The organism is Neorhizobium sp. IRS_2294 (assembly GCF_050500145.1).
Lineage (GTDB): Bacteria > Pseudomonadota > Alphaproteobacteria > Rhizobiales > Rhizobiaceae > Neorhizobium > Neorhizobium soli.
In genome coordinates this window covers 1,297,599-1,314,684 of record NZ_CP191440.1, presented here as the reverse complement: position 1 = coordinate 1,314,684, position 17,086 = coordinate 1,297,599, and the positions used below count along the sequence as shown (strand labels likewise).

Annotated in this window: 21 protein-coding genes; 10 read left to right on the top strand and 11 right to left on the bottom strand. The window is 57.1% G+C overall.

The window, feature by feature from the left end:
- Position 1: 1 nt before the first annotated feature.
- The 5 genes from ACQY1K_RS23190 (at position 2) to ACQY1K_RS23170 (ending at position 3,973) form a co-directional block, all read left to right on the top strand.
- Positions 2–205 (top strand): hypothetical protein, encoded by a 204-nt coding sequence (locus ACQY1K_RS23190; RefSeq protein ID WP_430259772.1) that lies wholly within the window; start codon positions 2–4, stop codon positions 203–205.
- A complete protein-coding gene (locus tag ACQY1K_RS23185; protein ID WP_430259770.1) occupies positions 205–1,461 on the top strand; it encodes a pyocin knob domain-containing protein in 1,257 nt (418 codons plus the stop codon). Before ACQY1K_RS23190 ends, ACQY1K_RS23185 begins: the two co-directional genes overlap by 1 nt.
- A gap of 23 nt (positions 1,462–1,484) precedes the next feature.
- Positions 1,485–1,970 carry a hypothetical protein gene (locus ACQY1K_RS23180; RefSeq protein ID WP_430259768.1) on the top strand — a complete coding sequence of 162 codons (486 nt, stop codon included), beginning with the start codon at positions 1,485–1,487 and terminating at the stop codon, positions 1,968–1,970.
- A gap of 715 nt (positions 1,971–2,685) precedes the next feature.
- Complete coding sequence (locus ACQY1K_RS23175; RefSeq protein ID WP_430259766.1) at positions 2,686–3,417, top strand: peptidoglycan recognition protein family protein; 732 nt, start codon at positions 2,686–2,688, stop codon at positions 3,415–3,417.
- Between the two features lie 31 nt (positions 3,418–3,448).
- A complete protein-coding gene (locus ACQY1K_RS23170; protein WP_430259764.1) occupies positions 3,449–3,973 on the top strand; it encodes a hypothetical protein in 525 nt (174 codons plus the stop codon).
- Positions 3,974–3,983: 10 nt separating this feature from the next.
- Here the strand turns inward: ACQY1K_RS23170 and ACQY1K_RS23165 are convergent, their stop codons facing one another.
- Positions 3,984–4,289 carry a hypothetical protein gene (locus ACQY1K_RS23165; RefSeq protein ID WP_430259762.1) on the bottom strand — a complete coding sequence of 102 codons (306 nt, stop codon included), beginning with the start codon at positions 4,287–4,289 and terminating at the stop codon, positions 3,984–3,986.
- Between the two features lie 672 nt (positions 4,290–4,961).
- On the opposite strand from ACQY1K_RS23165, the gene ACQY1K_RS23160 reads away from it, so the two are divergent.
- From ACQY1K_RS23160 to ACQY1K_RS23150, 3 genes are all read left to right on the top strand, one after another.
- Positions 4,962–5,243: a hypothetical protein gene (locus tag ACQY1K_RS23160; RefSeq protein ID WP_430259760.1), complete on the top strand. Its 282-nt coding sequence runs from the start codon at positions 4,962–4,964 to the stop codon at positions 5,241–5,243.
- Complete coding sequence (locus ACQY1K_RS23155) at positions 5,224–5,694, top strand: hypothetical protein (RefSeq protein ID WP_430259758.1); 471 nt, start codon at positions 5,224–5,226, stop codon at positions 5,692–5,694. The genes ACQY1K_RS23160 and ACQY1K_RS23155 overlap by 20 nt, the downstream gene beginning before the upstream one ends.
- A gap of 125 nt (positions 5,695–5,819) precedes the next feature.
- Complete coding sequence (locus tag ACQY1K_RS23150) at positions 5,820–6,542, top strand: hypothetical protein (protein WP_430259756.1); 723 nt, start codon at positions 5,820–5,822, stop codon at positions 6,540–6,542.
- Between the two features lie 296 nt (positions 6,543–6,838).
- Here the strand turns inward: ACQY1K_RS23150 and ACQY1K_RS23145 are convergent, their stop codons facing one another.
- Positions 6,839–7,132, bottom strand: a complete 294-nt coding sequence (locus ACQY1K_RS23145) for a hypothetical protein (RefSeq protein WP_430259754.1) — start codon at positions 7,130–7,132, stop codon at positions 6,839–6,841.
- Between the two features lie 378 nt (positions 7,133–7,510).
- Here ACQY1K_RS23145 and ACQY1K_RS23140 point away from each other — a divergent pair, with 378 nt between their 5' ends.
- Positions 7,511–8,245 carry a hypothetical protein gene (locus tag ACQY1K_RS23140; RefSeq protein ID WP_430259752.1) on the top strand — a complete coding sequence of 245 codons (735 nt, stop codon included), beginning with the start codon at positions 7,511–7,513 and terminating at the stop codon, positions 8,243–8,245.
- 25 nt (positions 8,246–8,270) lie between these two features.
- On the opposite strand, the gene ACQY1K_RS23135 is transcribed toward ACQY1K_RS23140, so the two are convergent.
- The 6 genes from ACQY1K_RS23135 to ACQY1K_RS23110 all read right to left on the bottom strand — a co-directional run bounded on the left by ACQY1K_RS23135 (position 8,271) and on the right by ACQY1K_RS23110 (position 12,543).
- Positions 8,271–9,137, bottom strand: a complete 867-nt coding sequence (locus ACQY1K_RS23135) for a tyrosine-type recombinase/integrase (RefSeq protein WP_430259750.1) — start codon at positions 9,135–9,137, stop codon at positions 8,271–8,273.
- 395 nt (positions 9,138–9,532) lie between these two features.
- Positions 9,533–9,718, bottom strand: coding sequence for a Flp family type IVb pilin (locus ACQY1K_RS23130; RefSeq protein WP_062581247.1), 186 nt, complete (start codon positions 9,716–9,718; stop codon positions 9,533–9,535).
- 154 nt (positions 9,719–9,872) lie between these two features.
- Positions 9,873–10,130 carry a hypothetical protein gene (locus ACQY1K_RS23125; protein WP_430244924.1) on the bottom strand — a complete coding sequence of 86 codons (258 nt, stop codon included), beginning with the start codon at positions 10,128–10,130 and terminating at the stop codon, positions 9,873–9,875.
- 208 nt (positions 10,131–10,338) lie between these two features.
- Entirely contained in the window at positions 10,339–10,569 is a 231-nt protein-coding gene (locus ACQY1K_RS23120; protein ID WP_430259748.1) for a hypothetical protein, read from the bottom strand.
- Positions 10,570–10,944: 375 nt separating this feature from the next.
- Entirely contained in the window at positions 10,945–11,196 is a 252-nt protein-coding gene (locus ACQY1K_RS23115; RefSeq protein ID WP_245341396.1) for a hypothetical protein, read from the bottom strand.
- A 579-nt stretch (positions 11,197–11,775) separates the two neighbouring features.
- Entirely contained in the window at positions 11,776–12,543 is a 768-nt protein-coding gene (locus ACQY1K_RS23110) for an EAL domain-containing protein (protein WP_325264173.1), read from the bottom strand.
- A 251-nt stretch (positions 12,544–12,794) separates the two neighbouring features.
- On the opposite strand from ACQY1K_RS23110, the gene ACQY1K_RS23105 reads away from it, so the two are divergent.
- Positions 12,795–13,193: a hypothetical protein gene (locus tag ACQY1K_RS23105; protein WP_325264175.1), complete on the top strand. Its 399-nt coding sequence runs from the start codon at positions 12,795–12,797 to the stop codon at positions 13,191–13,193.
- 55 nt (positions 13,194–13,248) lie between these two features.
- Here ACQY1K_RS23105 and paoC read toward each other — a convergent pair whose 3' ends face one another.
- Genes paoC through paoA form a run of 3 tightly spaced genes read right to left on the bottom strand, consistent with a single transcriptional unit; the run spans position 13,249 to position 17,054 of the window.
- The gene (gene paoC, locus ACQY1K_RS23100) at positions 13,249–15,456 is read right to left on the bottom strand and encodes an aldehyde oxidoreductase molybdenum-binding subunit PaoC (RefSeq protein WP_430259745.1); all 2,208 of its coding nucleotides are present in this window, start codon (positions 15,454–15,456) and stop codon (positions 13,249–13,251) included.
- Positions 15,457–15,459: 3 nt separating this feature from the next.
- The gene (locus ACQY1K_RS23095; protein ID WP_062577460.1) at positions 15,460–16,410 is read right to left on the bottom strand and encodes an FAD binding domain-containing protein; all 951 of its coding nucleotides are present in this window, start codon (positions 16,408–16,410) and stop codon (positions 15,460–15,462) included.
- The gene (paoA, locus tag ACQY1K_RS23090; protein ID WP_062454375.1) at positions 16,407–17,054 is read right to left on the bottom strand and encodes an aldehyde dehydrogenase iron-sulfur subunit PaoA; all 648 of its coding nucleotides are present in this window, start codon (positions 17,052–17,054) and stop codon (positions 16,407–16,409) included. The genes ACQY1K_RS23095 and paoA overlap by 4 nt, the downstream gene beginning before the upstream one ends.
- Between the last annotated feature and the right edge of the window lie 32 nt (positions 17,055–17,086).

Here is a 17,086-nt window from a genome sequence, read left to right as displayed (position 1 = left end):
GATGAACACCATTACCATCACGACAGAGGTGCAGCTACAGGAAGCGAAAGCGATGATTGACCATCTGTCCCAGCGCAATTTGTTTCTCGCACAATCGCTCAAACAGTCGTTCCAGATCGGCTTCAATTACGAGAAAGAGCTCGCGGAACTCAAGGCGCGTCTCGGAGCGACTGATACGCCGGCGACGGCTGAGGAGACGGAATAATGGCCCTTCAAACGACCTACAGTACCGGTACCGCCACGATCAATGCTGGCGAGACCGTTGTGACAGGCGTCGGTACCGGCTGGCTGAACTTCGATCTTCGCCCCGGCGACCTGTTCTGGGCGGCCGGTCTTTCGGTTAGGATCGCGAGCGTTGACAGCAACACGCAGTTGACGCTTGCCTATCCTTGGCCGGGGGCATCCCGGAATGCGCAAAACTACGAGGCACGCGTCACGCCTGATGTCACACGTGTGCTCGCGTCGGCGCGTGCTGTCCTCGATGCTCTCACGAACGGAGTCCTCTACGCTTTCTCTGGCCTAGTCGGTGCGGCGGATCGGCTTCCATACTTCACGGGTGCGGGCACAGCGGCGCTTGCGACGTTCACTTCATTCGGACGGTCTGTCGTTGGCGCCGCAAACCAGGCCGCAGGGCGCACAGCCCTTGGACTTGCGAATGTCGCAGCGTCAGGCTCTGCTGCCGATCTTCTTCTGGGGCTACTGCCAGACGGACGTTTGCGTCCGGGCTTGCAGGAAATTGCACCGCTGGTGCCAAATCTCAACGTCCTCAACCAAACAGGAGTATATAAAGCTTCTGCCTCGGCAACCGGATCGCCCGGCGTTTCGGGAACGTGCCTGCATCTGCAGTATGACGCGAGCTACTCGATCCAGGTCTTCTATAACGCGGCCAACGGCGCTTCGTTCATTCGCGTCAATATCGCTGGCGCTCCTGGCGCATGGGATCCTGTCTACAACACTGCGGCACAGCTGAATGTCGCCTATGCGCAGGTTGCAGGTCCAGTCACAGACAAGGCGCAATCGATCGGATCTTCTAGCCGGCGATATTCCTCCCTTTGGGCAGCGAAAGCGAACATCGGCGGGGATACTGAAAGCAGCAGGGTGTCCGTCGTTATCAACGGCGCGGGCGAACGCGCGCTAGATTTCACTACCGCGTCCTTGCTGCGTTGGAGCTGGCGTGTTTCAGGCGGCGAGACCGGAGCCGACGCGGGATCAGTTATCACCCTTGAACCCTATACTGATGCAGGCGCGAGTAAGACGGCGGCGCTCACCATCGTTCGAACAACAGGCGTCGTAACCTTCTCCGCACCACCGAAGCTTCCACCATTTACAGTCGCCACTCTGCCTGCCGCTTCCGCCTACAGTCGGTGCATTGTCTACGTCTCCGACGGCTCCGGCGGAAAGCGTCAGGCAACTTCTAACGGCACCAACTGGGTTTGGGGCGACGGAACCGTCGTCTCCTGATCTTTCAACAAAAGGATAGTCACATGGACCTTAAAGACGTCAAAATCCCTTATGAGATCCTCATCCGCTTTGGGCTCGACGGCCTCCCGGCCGGCGCCCATTGCCAGTACCTCCGCCGAGTCACGCTCGATGGTGAGGTGCTTAAGGAGGAGATTGGCCAAGCCGAGCCGCTTGACATTGCTGGCTTCCCGACCTCGGACATCATGTCGAACACAACCCGCGATGCGCTGGCACGTGTGACTTCGCTGGAAAGCGAAAAGGCTGTTCTCGTCAAGGAGCTCGAAACGGCCGGCGACCGTGTGGCCGAACTGACGGCTGAGAAGGAAGCGCTCGCCCTGCAGCTTCGTGAGCTTCAGGCGCAAATTGCTGGCCTTAACGATCGAGCGGCGGCCGCGGCGACTGAAAAGCAGATCGTCGATGCGCAGTTGGCTGCGGCCAATCAGGAGCGTGACGGCCTCGCGGATCAGGTTCGTGAGCTTAAGCAGCAAGTTGAAGCCGGAGCGGAGTGACGAGATGGAGGAGGAAGTCGCTGCGGCGGCCTTTTGCGTTAGCACAATCAAGAATAAAGTTAACGGAGATACGAGCCGAATTGAAGACGAGAAAAACATTCTCTCAAGCATTACTTTACGCGCAACCGCAGTGATACGAGTGCCGTACGAAGTCGCAGACTGCATCAGTCAGGGGACCCCCCTAAGCAGCTGTTTCGGTTTATCTGGTGTGGATACTGAAATGGCTCTCGCCGTGCACAACATCGTAGATTAGTCGGCCCATTGAAAGAAACGGAGTGCCAAGCACTAGATCGCAACCATCGCCCCCGGCGTTATGCCCTAGGCAATCCAGTTCAACGGTCGTCGGGTATCCGTCGAATGCCAGCCTACACCTGTAAACAGCTATTTCTTCCAGCGGACCAGCAACGTTGACGGCTCCAGTATGAAAAGCAACTGGGAGACAGCCTGGCGGTATCATCTGCGAACTGATCGCGCACAGTGAGGCACCAGTATCCACAAGTGCAATCGCGTCTCTTGCTGCGTGTCTGAAAACTATAGCGGGGCCGTTCGAGCCGACTTGAACAGTGCATCTGACGCTCAGCCGTCTCAGAGCGGCAAGCAGCCGTTGATCAGACGGCAAATTGTATCCTAGCTTTATCAAACTCTACTCTCCCGTTTTAGGCAGGTAAACATCCGTCTGGCTTAGAGTCGAGTCACCCCTTAAAGGACATACGCTATGAACTCGATTCTGCAGAAAACGCAGAAGCGCATGCTGCTGCTTGGCTTTTTGCTACCGAAATACGGCGCGGACGGCGATTACGGCAAAGAGGCTGATGACGCCTTCAATCACGCACTCGACGAGTTGGAGAAGCTACGCGGCGTGGTCGCGTCGCCGCCAACCTCTCTGCCTCCAGCGGTCCCGACAACCTCGATCGACATGAAGGAGAAGGTGATCCCGGCGGTATGGATGCCGGATGCCAAGATCACTGGCATTGTCTTTCACTGGACGGCCGGCCAGAATAAGGCCAGCGAACTCGATCGCTCTCACTACCACCTCCTCATCGAGGGCGACGGCAAGCACGTCCGTGGCGCTCCCTCAATCGACCTGAACAGCCTCCCGAAAGCCAAGTCCGGATACGCGGCGCACACGTTGAACTGCAACACCGGTTTCATCGGCGTCTCGCTCTGCGGGATGGCCGGGGCTGTCGAAATCCCGTTCAGTGCCGGCAAGCAGCCGATCACGCGCGTCCAGTGGGACGAACTTGCAAACGTCCTTGCGCAGCTCTGCAAGCGCTACGGCGTCAAGGTCAGCCGCAAGACAGTTCTCAGTCATGCCGAGGTGCAAACGAACCTCGGCATCAAGCAGAAAGGAAAGTGGGATATTGCCCGCCTGCCTTTCGATACCTCGATCCAAGGCGCGGTTGCCGTTGGCGATCAGATGCGCGCCATGGTGCAGTCCAAGCTCTAAAACCAAGCCCTCAAAACAAGGAACTCATCCTATGATCCGCATCAATATGATCGCGGCGCGCTTCTTTGCGCTGCTTGCTCTCCTGTTTGTTTTCGCAATCACGCTGCAGCCGGTATATGCGCAGGACGCAGCACCCGTCATTGCCCCATCATCTGTTTGGTTCGACCTGTGGGCAATCGTCCAGCCGCTCGTCGTTCTTCTCGGCTCGATCGTGGGGCCCGTACTGATCACGTGGATCTCGGCGCGTCTGATCTCGTTGCTGAAGGTAGCTGACGAAAAGCAGCAGCTCGATATTCAAGCGAAACTTCGCCAAGCCCTTCACGACTCGGCCGCCAACGCTCTGAAGTTTGCACTTGCTCGATCCGGTATCGCTGGCGGGTCGATCGCCAGCGCGACTGTTTCGGCGATCACCAGCGCGATGCTGCGTGACGCGACAAAGTATGTCGAGGAAAAGAACCCGGAAGCGCTGCAGAAGCTCGGCGTCACGCCCAACGCCTTACAGGACATCATTATGTCGAAGGTTGCGGATCTGCTGCCGAAGCAGCCGTCTCGATAACGTCGGCTGTCTATGCCGAGCCCGCAATTTTGGTTAGGGGCCATCCGCTCGGCGGAGGGGTTGCCCCTAACTTTTCCGCCCGTTGGTCCAGCTTCTCAACAGCCTTCATGCGGGCATCTTCGACAGTGTCGGCGGTCACAGTGACGATCCAACGGCCAGCGCGAAAACGATAGGTGTTCTTTGGGGGATACATCCGGTGTCTGGAGCCTGCCACGAATGCCATCCACGCCACGCGGCGATCGATGCCCGCCTTTGTTTCGTCTGAGAGCAAGTCCCACCAGGCTTTGAAGCCCGCACTCGTGTCCGATTTCGTCATGACAATCTCACGCTTTTACGCTGTTAGTTCTGCCGAGACGCTCACCGTAGCATCTCGGCAATCTCGGCCGCTTCGCTGCGGGCCTGATTGGGTTTGTGAGGGTAGTGCTCCCAGCACCACCACTGCGGCTCACCTCGATTACTTGAAAAGCCAAAACCGCCCCCACTGCTTGCACGATGGTATGCAGCACCAATGGATGTAGAGCGTTGTCGGTCCGCTTAGGGCTGTCCTGCTCTCATCACTCATCGGCGTGGCTCCCATAGGATTTGCGCTTGCAGAAGGCAGGGAAACCTTGCCCGACATTTCTCAGTCCCGGCGTGCTCGCATCCCATTGCGAGAACCCGCCGGATCTGGACGAACTCTGCGTTCGCTCCGAATTTCTTGACCAGGCTCTTGTGACTGAACACGCCCTGTCGGGCGCATGGCGTGCAGACCATCTCGACGGTCTCGGCGCGATAGTCTCGAAGGGTTGGAAGCGGCATGGCAGGTTTCGTCTGTCTTTCGGACACGGGTTCTCGCTCGCGCACAGGGCACGTGTTCGTCTTCGGATAGGATGTTGATTGCCGACCTAATGCGGCAGCACGTTCTTACTATGTTCTAATTCTTTGACATGAGTCAACACCTGCCGACTTCGCTTTTTCTGCCATTCTCAGCTGTGGGGTTTCCGACGACATGACTAGCTCCGACAGCACTGAAATGCTGCGCAAGGATCACACGCAGCTTGCTTCAAGCCTTGCCGCGCTGACGAACGAAGTTGCCAGCCTGAAGACACAGAACGCCGTTCGTGACGAGCGCGATAAACGTTTTGAGGAAAATCAGGACCGCATTGAAGAGTCCGTGAAAGGCCTATGGAGCATCGGCAAGTGGCTCCTGATCGCCTTCTTCGGCCCGCTCATCGCAACCATACTAACCTTCATCGTGAAAGGAGGGTTCAATGTCCCGCCAACTCCTTGATGCCAGCGTGCCGCTACCAAGCGGCCTCGCCCTGATCAAAGCATTCTGTGGCACGATCGGGATCATGTGCGCCATCTACTGCTTCTTTGTCCTCGGGCCTGCGCTTGAGACACGATACAGGCCAGCGCTGAGCAAGCTGACGATCCTGAGCGTCGACGAGGTCACGTCAGAGACAAGCATGGTGCGCGCTGAATTCACAAAGCTTCGAAACTGCGAGTACATGGGGATCGCCTGGTATCGCGGAAGCGAGGCTAATGACTTCGAGCGGATCTCGATGATCCCGGTCAAGGACCCGGATGATACATCAAGCCCGAACAGGGCTGTGGGGACGCAGCGGGTCGGACCCTGGCGGTTGACGATGCCGGCCGGCGAGGTCCGGCAGAACAGTTTCGTGCAGGTGTTCCACCGGTGTCATCCGCTTTGGACGACTATGACGAAGTTCTATCCCTGATAGCGGCCCATCAAGGCGTACAGCCGGCAAGCGTTCTCAAGTATTAATTAGCATCACGCGCTCAATATCTTGCCAAATCATAAATTCGGTGGCGTAGTCATGTTCCGAATATGGAGGAGACTACAATGGATAAGTCAGCTGTAGCAGAGATTGAGGCCGCCCTTAGGAGAGATACTGCGTTGCAGAAATACGGTCCAGCGGGCCTCACGGCACTATCAATGCTCCTTTCTCTAGTCCCTGTTGCTGGCGGCCCAGCATCGATTGTGACGGAACGACTCAGGGAGCGGTTGATGGACCCGCAACTTGAGAAGCACGTTGCTTTACTCGCTAGTCTAGTTGAGGAGATGGCACCCGAAATCAGCGCTTTAGATGACCGAGTTGCTGGCGTTGAAGCTGCGCTGACCAGCAGTGGATCGGCGGCGGCGTCTATGGTTTCAATGGCAGACATTCTTGCACAAACTGTGCTCGATCCGATTGTTATACAGAGCGTTGGCGGCTCCACGGTGTTTAAAGACAACGTAATCCGCAACATGCATCTCCATTCGGTAGCTGAAAGAGGTGCTGCGTCAGAGATCTCTAATATTAATCATGAGGGGTCCGCAGCATTCCATGCTGGAGACGGTTCAAAGCAGTCCATTTCTGGAAGCGTGTTCAGCGGAGGCAAAAGAGGTGACTACACGGCCAAATCAGTGGTCGACAACGCGATTGTTCATCCGAATACGACGCTCGAATTCGCTCCTCAAAACGCTCGTACCGCGGTGCGGTCCACAACTGTATTCCGCGAAGGTGAAGGGGGAGCGGGCGTCACGATCGGTCCGAATGGTATCGAGTTTGGCAAAAAATCCTAGATTTTTCGCTTTTCAGTGCGGCCGCGGTTCGCCTTAGATTGATCAGAGACCCCGTCGATCGCAGTTCGACGGGGTCTCGTGGTAATGAAACGCTCGATTGAATTTCCTGCTTGTTTCCGAAGCTTCCCAAGCTGAATATATGTTGGAGCTGCCTCACATCACCGCGTCGTAGCCGTTTCGCGATCAAACGCTATAGAGCAGACTTGGTCATAGGTTTTTGGGGACATTGCTGTTCAAAGCGTGAGCTTCTTCAAGTGTACGTCCAACCTAGCGTATCGTTACTGACGAATAGCGGATTAAAGACCCTGCCAAACCTGCGCCACAAGCACACCTATGGCGGCGGCGTCTGCCGCTGCACCAAGCAATCTCGTAATCACGGCTGTCGCAGCTTGCTTATCTTGGCCGGACGCTTTGACCTTTTTGAGAATCTGCAATGCTTCAGCAGTGAAGTGGATATTCGAGTCCGCAGTCACGTTGATCAATACTGCGTTGTCGTCAATCTCAATGAAATTTCCTGGACCCACAAACCTATTGTTCGAAACATCTAGATTTTCAATTTTTGCGCCGCCGCCAATCTTTATAAACGCCATGATAGACCTCCAACAACATCCAGATGCTATCAGCGCATAGTTTCGGCACGTAAGCTAGTTCAATTTGCAGTAGGCATTGTGACAGCGACCTGCATGCGCGCGTCACTTCGCGTTGGTCGGAATGTGATGCGGTGCGGGGAACGTCTATAATTACGAAGCAATAACAGAGGGGCTTTAGAACCCCTCACCGGCGCAACATTTTATTGTTTTTGCTTGTGAATTCCAGCTATTTCGCCGTCCAATTGGTACTCGAATTAAAATCGCTAGTAAGCGCCGTTCCAGGCATGGATTGATGTTTACCTCTTCCGCTGGCAACATAACAGTATGGCTAAGAACAGCAGAACGGTCATGGGCGACTTAGTAGGTCGGAGCGCTTGGATGAATGACCTGCTTATTCCGGGAAGCGCGTTGTATCAGACCTTAGCCAGATACGCAGACCAGCTCTTAACGTGGAACGATGATCCCGTTTACCGCGTGTCGACTTGCGGCTCTACAAGTTTGCTCAGATACCAGGGGCGATATCTTGCGGTTTGCACTTGGCATCAGCTCAAGTATCGCGATTTGGAGTCTGTGTCGCTTTTAACCCGTGACGGCCAACTTTGCCTATCCTCTGAAGGTATCCGACATCTAGGTGGCGGGTCCGAAAATGAGTGGAGCGACATTGCTGTATTCGATTTCACTGAGCCGTGCCGCCACCACACTCAATTGAAGGAGCGCTTCTTTGAGTTTCGGAAAATTCCGCCTAATGCTGTGGCGGACGATACTCTCTTTCTCGTTGTTGCAGGGTATCCGTATAAGGACCAGGTGTACGAGTTAGAGGAGCTGAACCATCTTGGGATGGTGAAGCGGCGCCTTGTTTGTCTGTTGCATTCGCAGCCGGCCGACGATTGTCTGTTGTTGTTGAAGCTTCCGGAAGCCATGGACTTCGACCCGGATGGGCTTAGCGGTGGTACTGCATTCTCTGTGCAGGTGGTTGATGGGAAGTTCCAGATTTACTACGCCGGCATGATCATGAGGGCAGGCGGAGAATTCGTTTATATCCTGAAGTCCGGTTATATAAGGCAGTTCCTCGATATGGCGCTCTCGCAACCGTTGCAAGAAAACGCGTCTTGAGCCCTATCTGGGCGAAGCCGCGGGATCAAAGGTCGTTGTCGAACTGGTAGAGGTTGTGCCGATCGGCAACTATGCGACCAGCGTTCCTAGGGTTGGCATACGTCCCGAGAAACACCGCCACGCTCCGCCAGCCGCCCGCGTCCATGATCGATTTGATGTCTAGACCCATCTCCAGGGTATTCGTTGCGAACGCGTGCCGGCCGCAAGTGTGCGACGGCTTGTAAGAGATCCCTGCCCTGTCACATACCGCCGCGATCCGCTCGTTAACTGCATGGCGGTTCTTGTATCGAAATACCCGATCATGCGGTGCTGCACCCTCCGCAAGCTCGTACAGGCGGGCCATTAACTGATCCGGCAGAAACCTGGTGGAATTGCGATCCGTCTTCGTCTTAACGAGCAGGACGGTCCTCCCCGGAAGATCTACATCCCTCCACACGACTGAGACCGCTTCAGAGACCCTGGCTCCGGTTTCGCTCATGAAAAGAACAAGCGCGGCAAGGTGGGGGAGCCCGTCCTCTGCGCATTGCCGAACGAATGCGTGAAGCCATGCCTGAGTAGCGGCCTTCTTTCGCTTAGGTCGTTCTTGCTTGAAATTCTTGATGCTGATGGTTGGCCCCCATCCACGATCGTAGGCATGGTGGCAAACTGCTCGGACGGGCGTGACGACACAGCGATTGCGTGTGGCGTTGGAGTGCTCCGGATAGAGCGCCTTTGCCAACTCCCGTACGTCGAAAGGGTAGATCGCAGTTAGAGGTAGATGGCCGATCTTCGCTAAGATTGCGTCGAGATATTTCGCCTCTCCGCCATGCCTAATGTAGCTCTCGGCGGCTTCCGAGAACGCTCGTACGGACATCGTCCGGCTCTGTTCAACGGCACTCAAAGTCATGTTCATCGCATCAACTTTCCCTATGAGTGGAAGGTTCAAAGGTGCGGTCGGTTGTGCGAATAGCCAAAGCAAATCAATGGGTGTCAAAAGTACGGTGCGGGGATGCTATGTCATTGATATTTCGACGGCATTACACAGCGGCATGAAGTCCCACCGGCTACACTTAGGATATCCAAGCCCTCACAACTCTCCCGGATCTCGAAGGTCAGAGGGCAAGGGGCCTTGCAAGCAAAAAACCGAACAACGGAGGTCCCATTGTTCGGTGAGTTGAGTGCTGGACGCCGGAAATGGTGTCCACTTCCCGAGGTACAATCTGGACGTTAACTAGAGGTGAAAGGCTGACCCGAATACTTGAGTTCTTTCGCCATCTTTAGTCAGACTACGTTGCAGCTGACCATCGATCAGCAAGTGGTGGCAGCGGATCCACAGCTGAGCTTCTTCGAAAGGTTTGTGAACTGGTTATTCAGTGCGCCACCGAGCGTGGTCGCTCCAGCGATCAGCGCAACTGAGATAAGAGCCGCGATGAGTCCGTATTCGATCGCGGTAGCGCCCGATTCATCCTTCATAAAACGTGCAAAAACAGACATGCAATCCCCCGGTATTCGTGCCGTGGAACGGGTTGTCCCGGCGTGTCATGTTTCTACCTAGAGAACACATCCGTTCCGTTAATATGATTGGTTAAATTGTAGTTGTGTCGCGGTTTGAGATGCCTCGTGCTCGTTCGACACCTTTCCTTAAGTGTTAGTGCATCTCCGGCGGCGGATAGCTTCGACCGATCGAAACGAGATACTCAGTGATTTCCTCAAGGAGATGGTCGCGCTTACCGTAGGCATCCGTGATTTCGGATAGCTTCGGCATCACCTCCTCAAACTGGTCGTCTGGAAGGTCCGCATCGCCGATTAGGTAACCAACGCCTGCGATCCCCGTAATGTTGCAGCCGGTTGCGGCCACTTCCTCGACGAACGCGGGAATGTCTTCGGACTTCATTCTGTGCATCATCTTCTCCTTCGGTTTGTTACCGTAGCAGTGAAGGCAAGGATGATCGACTAGCAGTTCTGGCAGTGAGAGATCGACTGTACCCGCATGGAGAGCTACCATCGTTAAATGGTTGATTCTCGTTGCTGCGAGAATTACCCTTACCCCGAAGGCATTCCGGCCTTCCCCAAACTAGCCCGCTGCCCCTCAGGGTTTGCGGGCTCTTTTTCGATTATGTCGAGCTACGGTCCGACGGTAGTCGTGCCTTCCCTGCTGCGGTGAGTGTGTACACGATGCCCCCGTTCCGTCCCCGGCCGACTGTTGCAAGGCCGGTTTCCACAAGCGAAGCGATCGCCGTCGCGCCGACCCGCCGCAGGATGAAGTCTCCCTTACTGACATGCTTGTAGCGGGCAAGGATTTTGAGAGCTTCATGAACCTGGTAATCCAGTGGCATTGGTTTCAAGGATGCGGGCACCTGATACTGTTGGTTCTCAACGGCCAGCTGTCTTTCTAGTCGGCATCGATGGTGTCACGAAAAATACTGAGATCTTGCGGCTTCCGCATCGGGGACAACGCAAACGCTCGGACACTCTATCGATCGGAAAGTCGCGGCCGCGAGTTGCGACCAAGGTCGTCATGTCGAGGTTGTACTTCCAGTCGCATTTCCGGCTGCTGCTGCCAGTATCGACAAGGCCATGACGGCAGGCGGCAGAGAGCTGCCAACCTTGATTGAATGCGTCGCCTATGGTTCCGATCTCGCTCATGACGGCGAACCTAAATCGGTCGCGTAAAAAGAACAAGGCAAGAACAAACTTAATATGGGCTATCGGCGGCTGTCTCAGGAAAGAGTGTGCCGGGGGCGCTCCCATGAGGACGGTGCGGCGCGCCGACCCCTGTAGGTGCGAGGAGGTGGTAAGGCCTCGTGGGATTGCGCCAGCACTTCCAGCCAGGCAGCAAGCCCAACGGGAACCTCTTCAGTGCCCGCTTCAAGCGCCTCTATCCAAGACAGATCACATTCCAGCAGAGAGGCGATGTTGATCGGGGTCCAACGTATAACGCGTAGGCATTCCCTGAAACGGTCAGGCGACATTACCCAAACCTCGGCAGTGGTGGTTACGCATTGTCCTAAGGCAGACAAGCCTGACACGATTTTGGCGCACGTCAAGTATGCACGAGATTACTGCCCGCTGAGAGCGGTCTAGAGTGTGAGGGCGTTGCTGGAGAGAGGGTATCGGCCCCCTGGCTCGACGGCCCTTCCGGTTGCGCCCCGAGTTCAGCGGTCACTTGCCTGAATTTATGTCCTCAAGGTCTGGACACTTTTCGAAAAACCATAACGATCGCGTGGCGTCACCAAGTGTCCAGACGCTCGCTAACCCCATTGTATTCATTGATTTTAGGTGCGCCGGCATGGGGCACCACTCGCTCGTAAGAGCGTTGATTTTGCATCCCTTCTGGAAATATCCCCCACCTGCATTCCGGCGCGAAAAGTACTGTCTCGATTGACGTCAAGCTGTCTCGAACGTGAATGAACGCGCTGTTTCACTCGTCAAATCGAGCTAGCCTGAGCTTGCCCTTGCCAGCGTCCAGTAGGCATCTCTGCCTGTTTCCACTGCGTCGAAACCGATACCGGACCTTTCATTCCGCTTTGGTTCGCCTATCCCACCGTTTCTCAGGCCGCAGCAGCAAGCATCGCCTTCGCGGAAGCCGGGATGGCGAGGTGTTCGAAGCTTGGCTTGGCGAGCAGGTAGCCCTGGATGAGGGACACGCCCAAATCCCGCAGGGCCGACATTTCGCCGACGGTTTCGACGCCTTCGCAGAGCGGCACGATGTTGAGTTCTTCGAGCATCCGCAACGTGTGCTTGACGATGGTGCGCCGGACCGGATCGGTGTCGATCCCTCTGATCATGTCCATATCCAGCTTGACGATATCGGGCTGGAAATGACTGAGGAGGCCGAGGCCGGAGTGGCCTGAACCGAAGTCGTCGATCGCAGTTTTAAAGCCCATATCCCGGTATGTCCGCAGGATGTGAAGGATGTGCTTGGTATCCAACTCCTCGTTCTCGGTGAACTCGAAGATGATGCGATCAAGCGGAAAACCCGTCTTCATGGCCGTGGCAAGCGTCAGGCGGATACACGCCCGCGGTTCGTAGACGGCGTTCGGCATGAAGTTGATCGACAGTTTCACGTCGTCAGCGGGGTCGTAGAGCTGCGCGGCAAGTTCGATCGCCTTGACCCGGCACTGCTGATCGAACGCATAGCGGTTGTCGGCCTGCACCTGCGATAGAACTGACCCGGCGCCTTCTCCGTTTGGACCGCGAACAAGCGCTTCGTGGGCGAAAACCTTGCCTGTTGCGATGTCGACGATCGGCTGGAATGCCATCGAGAACGGTAGTTCGAATGCTGCGCCGTCGCGGCAGCCTTGGCAACTCGTCGTCATTGTGGAAAAATCTCCGTTTGCATCAGACTTAAGGCTCATCGATTAAACTTCCGTTTCCCGCATGCGTAGGAACCGAAGCGCTTTTCTTGCGTCACACACCCCGCAGTGATATGCGGGCGGTGCCGTTTTGCGGCCTCCCGCACCCAACTCTGGATCCGGCAGCCTCTTCAATCGCGTGCGGCTCTTGAACGAAACTGTTTGAAGGTCGCAGACCGGGGGTATCCCGAAGACGCAGGAAGCGTATCGCAAGAATGACACCAGCCATTGTCGAGGGCCGCGCGTGCGGAACCTGCACCCTTTGCTGCCGGTTGCCGGACATTGATGATCTGGACAAGCCTGCCGACGAGTGGTGCAGGCACTGCGTTGCCGGACAAGGCTGTTCCATCTACCAGGATCGACCGATGCTTTGCCGCGACTTCGTCTGTCATTGGCTAACGCGCGAAGGACTGGGCGACGAGTGGGCTCCTCAAAGATCCCACCTGATGGTCTATGGGGAAGGACAGCAGATTACGGTCCTTGCCGATCCCGACTATCCCGATCTGTGGCGTCATCCGCCCTATATGCCGCAGTTCAAGGCATGGGCATCCAACGCTGAAGCACGCGGCGGCTATGTTATCGTCTTCTGGCGCGACGAGGTTCTAAAAATATAAGGCCGAAGCATCCGTGGATGCTCCGGCCAGAGGTTTGCGTAACGGTGCCAGCGGATCAGCCGACCTGCGGCATGTCGCGCAGCAGCTTGTCGAGCGTGACAGGGTAATCCCGGATACGTACGCCGGTTGCGTTGTGCACGGCGTTGGAAAGCGCTGCCGCCACACCGCAAAGGCCGAGTTCGCCAACACCCTTTGCCTTCATCGGCGAAGTGGTCGGATCCGTCTCATCGAGAAAGATGACATCCTGATGCGGAATATCGGCATGGACAGGAACTTCGTAGCCGGCGAGATCATGGTTGACGAAGAAGCCGCGACGCTTGTCGACGGCCAGTTCTTCCATGAAGGCGCCGCCGACGCCCATCGTCATCGCACCGATGACCTGGCTGCGGGCCGTGATCGGGTTGAGAATGCGCCCTGCTGCACAGACGCTCAGCATGCGCCGAACTCGGATTTCAGCCGTGTACATGTCGACGCCGACCTCGACGAAATGGGCACCGAATGTCGATTGCTGCATCTCTTCTGCAAGATCGCCATACTCGATCGTATCTTCCGCAACGACACCATCCTTGCCAGCTGCCTCAGCGAGAGCAATGCTGCGGTTGCCGGAACGGATCTGGCCGTCGGCAAACGTGACATCTGCGGAGTTGAAACCGACCTTTTGCGAGATCGCATCCCGCAGCGCCACGCATGCGGCGTAGACGCCGGCGGTGGAGCTGTTTCCGCCCCACTGTCCGCCCGATCCCGACGACGCCGGGAAGCGGGAATCGCCTAGTTCTACGGCAACCTTGTCGATCGTTACGCCCATCATTTCGGCCGCGGTCTGGGCGATGATCGTGTAGCTACCCGTACCGATATCCGTCATGTCGGTTTCGACAGTCACGACGCCTTCGGAATCGAGCCGCACGCGGGCGCCAGACTTCATGTTCATGTTGTTGCGGAACGCTGCCGCAACACCCATGCCAACCATCCAGCGTCCGTCCTTGACGCGACCCGTCTCGGCGTTGCGCTTGTCCCAGCCGAAGGTTTCAGCACCCCGGCGAAGACATTCGACCAGCTGACGGTGCGAGAACTTCCGTTCAGGCTTTTCCGGATCAACCTGCGTGTCGTTGATGATCCGCAATTCGACGGGGTCGAGGTTGAGCTGCTCGGCCAGTTCGTCCATGGCGATTTCAAGCGCCATGAGACCAGGCGCTTCGCCCGGTGCGCGCATCGCATTGCCCTCTGGCAGATCAAGCGCCGCAAGCCGCATCGACGTCATCCGGTTTTCGCCGGCGTAGAGAAGACGAGTCTGCGCCACGGCTGTTTCCAGGCTGCCGCCCGGCAGATTGCCGTTCCAGCTTTCGTGAGCAATCGCGGTTATCTTGCCTTCCTGCGTGGTGCCGATGCGGATACGCTGGATCGTTGCCGGGCGGTGCGTCGTGTTGTTCATCACGAAGGGACGCGGAAGCGCAAGCTTGACGGGGCGTCCCGCCGCTTTCGCACCAAGCGCTGCAAGCACCGCATCCGACCGGAGGAAAAGCTTTGAGCCGAAACCACCGCCGACAAACGGCGACATGATATGGACTTTCTCCGGATCGATGCCGAGCGTGATCGCCATTTCTGACTTGTTCCAGGCAATCATCTGGTTCGAGGTCCAGACCGTAACTTCGTCGCCGTCCCACATGGCAAGAGACGAATGCGGCTCCATCATCGCATGTGACTGGTCGGGTGTCGTGTAGGTCTGGTCGAACTTGACCGCTGCCTCGGCGAACGCCTTGTCGAAGTTGCCGGCAGAGGTGTCTGCGTCTTCACCTTCGGAGCCCTCCGGCTTCTTGGCCGTGTCCTTCGCTGCTTCCAGATCGTAGGAACCGGGAGCGCGAACGTAATCCACCTTGATGAGGCTCGCTGCGGCGCGAGCCTGCTCAAAGGTTTCAGCGACGACGACGGCGATGGCCTGGTGATAATGCGAGATCTCGGGGCCACCGAGAAGCTTGGCCGCATTCATCTTGCCCTTGGAGAGCTTGCCAGCCGTTTCAGCCGTGACGACAGCCAGAACGCCCGGAGCGTTGCGGGCCGCCTGGATATCCATCGAGCTGATCCGACCCTTTGCGATGCCGGCGCCTACGGGATAGCCGTAGGCAACATTGAGGTTGGCGTGGTTCCATTCATAGGCATAGGTCGCCGTGCCGGTGACCTTTTTAGGGCCGTCGATACGCTTGATGTGCTGGCCGACCACCTTCATCTGGTCGATGGGATTGGTCGTGGCGGGACGATCGAATAGCATGGCTTACCCCTTGGTTTCTTCAAGGATGCCGGCGAGCGTGCGCTCCGCCAGTGTCACCTTGAACGAATTTTCTTCGGTTGGCTTTGCGCCTGCAAAGACCTTGGCCATCACGGCCTTGGACCCCTGCGGCAAGTCGGCTTCCGCCTCTTCGACGCGCCATGGTTTGGGAGCCACACCGCCGACCGCAACGCGACCGGTGCCATCCGGCTGGATGATCGCGGCAACCGACACAAGAGCGAACGCATAGGACGCACGGTCTCTCACCTTGCGATACACGTGCTTCCCACCCACAGGTGCCGGCAGCGTAACGGCCGTGATGATCTCGCCGCGCTCAAGCGTGGTTTCGATCTCGGGCGTATCGCCGGGCAGTTTATGGAAGTCGGCAATCGGGATCGCGCGTGTTGCGCCATCGGGCTTGACCGTCTCAACGGTTGCATCGAGGGCACGCATGGCGATTGCCATGTCGCCGGGGTGGGTGGCGATGCAGGCATCGCTGACGCCGATCACGCCCAGCTGGCGGGTCACGCCGCCGATGGCGGAACAGCCGCTACCGGGCTTTCGCTTGTTGCAAGGCTGGGCGGTGTCGTAGAAGTAAGGACAGCGCGTCCGCTGCAACAGGTTGCCGGCCGTCGTTGCCTTGTTGCGGAGCTGACCCGATGCGCCTGCGAGAAGTGCGCGCGAAAGCACGCCGTAGTCGCGGCGGATGCGCTCGTCCGAGGCGAGATCCGTATTGCGCACGAGCGCTCCGATCCGGACGCCGCCATCTTCGCTCTGTTCGATCTTGTCGAGGTCGAGACCGTTGACGTCGATGAGATGAGTCGGTGATTCGATCTCTAGCTTCATCAGGTCAAGGAGGTTGGTGCCTCCCGCGATGAACTTGGCGTTCTGGTTGTTGGCGGCCTTGGACGCAGCTTCAGCCGGTGATGCGGCGCGTTCATAAGTAAACTGTTTCATGCCTGCCTCCCCGAAACTTCCGTGATAGCCGCAACAATGTTCGGGTAGGCCCCGCATCGACAGATATTGCCGCTCATACGTTCGCGGATTTCCATCTCGGAAACCTGAGTGGGGGCGGTCAGGTCTTCCGTTACATGGCTCGGAATGCCGGCCTTGATTTCTTCAAGAACGGCGACGGAGGAACAGATTTGCCCAGGGGTGCAATAGCCGCACTGGAAGCCATCGTGCTTGACGAATGCCGTCTGCATCGGATGCATCTCGTCCGGTGTGCCAAGGCCTTCGATCGTGGTGATCTCGGAGCCCTCGTGCATGATGGCAAGCGACAGGCACGAATTGATGCGGCGACCATCGACCATGACAGTACAGGCGCCGCACTGGCCGTGATCGCAACCCTTCTTGGTGCCGGTCAGGTGCAGGTTCTCACGCAACGCGTCGAGCAGGGTCGTACGGTTGTCGAGATCGAGATCCTGGCGTGTGCCGTTGACGACAAAACCCACCCGCGACGTCGCCGTCCCCGGCCGGGGAGGCGGTGTTGCCGCCTGCGCATTTGCAGCTCTGTTGCTATTTGCCACGGCCACAGAGCCGGCAGCGGTTGCGACGAGAAGATCCCGTCGTGACATTTCAAACGAATTCGGACTCGACATGGGGGCTCCATCTTGACGACTACAGTTGACCC

Bases quoted from the DNA above. Each gene is read 5' to 3' on its own strand.
- ACQY1K_RS23140 (WP_430259752.1), top strand. From the start codon at position 7,511: ATGAATGACCTGCTTATTCCGGGAAGCGCGTTGTATCAGACCTTAGCC.
- ACQY1K_RS23105 (WP_325264175.1), top strand. From the start codon at position 12,795: ATGACACCAGCCATTGTCGAGGGCCGCGCGTGCGGAACCTGCACCCTT.
- paoA (WP_062454375.1), bottom strand. From the start codon at position 17,054: ATGTCGAGTCCGAATTCGTTTGAAATGTCACGACGGGATCTTCTCGTC.
- ACQY1K_RS23130 (WP_062581247.1), bottom strand. From the start codon at position 9,718: ATGTCTGTTTTTGCACGTTTTATGAAGGATGAATCGGGCGCTACCGCG.
- ACQY1K_RS23175 (WP_430259766.1), top strand. From the start codon at position 2,686: ATGAACTCGATTCTGCAGAAAACGCAGAAGCGCATGCTGCTGCTTGGC.
- ACQY1K_RS23185 (WP_430259770.1), top strand. From the start codon at position 205: ATGGCCCTTCAAACGACCTACAGTACCGGTACCGCCACGATCAATGCT.
- ACQY1K_RS23165 (WP_430259762.1), bottom strand. From the start codon at position 4,289: ATGACGAAATCGGACACGAGTGCGGGCTTCAAAGCCTGGTGGGACTTG.
- ACQY1K_RS23155 (WP_430259758.1), top strand. From the start codon at position 5,224: ATGTCCCGCCAACTCCTTGATGCCAGCGTGCCGCTACCAAGCGGCCTC.
- ACQY1K_RS23150 (WP_430259756.1), top strand. From the start codon at position 5,820: ATGGATAAGTCAGCTGTAGCAGAGATTGAGGCCGCCCTTAGGAGAGAT.
- ACQY1K_RS23115 (WP_245341396.1), bottom strand. From the start codon at position 11,196: ATGTCGCCTGACCGTTTCAGGGAATGCCTACGCGTTATACGTTGGACC.
- ACQY1K_RS23170 (WP_430259764.1), top strand. From the start codon at position 3,449: ATGATCCGCATCAATATGATCGCGGCGCGCTTCTTTGCGCTGCTTGCT.
- ACQY1K_RS23125 (WP_430244924.1), bottom strand. From the start codon at position 10,130: ATGATGCACAGAATGAAGTCCGAAGACATTCCCGCGTTCGTCGAGGAA.
- ACQY1K_RS23145 (WP_430259754.1), bottom strand. From the start codon at position 7,132: ATGGCGTTTATAAAGATTGGCGGCGGCGCAAAAATTGAAAATCTAGAT.
- ACQY1K_RS23095 (WP_062577460.1), bottom strand. From the start codon at position 16,410: ATGAAACAGTTTACTTATGAACGCGCCGCATCACCGGCTGAAGCTGCG.
- paoC (WP_430259745.1), bottom strand. From the start codon at position 15,456: ATGCTATTCGATCGTCCCGCCACGACCAATCCCATCGACCAGATGAAG.
- ACQY1K_RS23160 (WP_430259760.1), top strand. From the start codon at position 4,962: ATGACTAGCTCCGACAGCACTGAAATGCTGCGCAAGGATCACACGCAG.
- ACQY1K_RS23135 (WP_430259750.1), bottom strand. From the start codon at position 9,137: ATGAACATGACTTTGAGTGCCGTTGAACAGAGCCGGACGATGTCCGTA.
- ACQY1K_RS23110 (WP_325264173.1), bottom strand. From the start codon at position 12,543: ATGACGACGAGTTGCCAAGGCTGCCGCGACGGCGCAGCATTCGAACTA.
- ACQY1K_RS23180 (WP_430259768.1), top strand. From the start codon at position 1,485: ATGGACCTTAAAGACGTCAAAATCCCTTATGAGATCCTCATCCGCTTT.
- ACQY1K_RS23190 (WP_430259772.1), top strand. From the start codon at position 2: ATGAACACCATTACCATCACGACAGAGGTGCAGCTACAGGAAGCGAAA.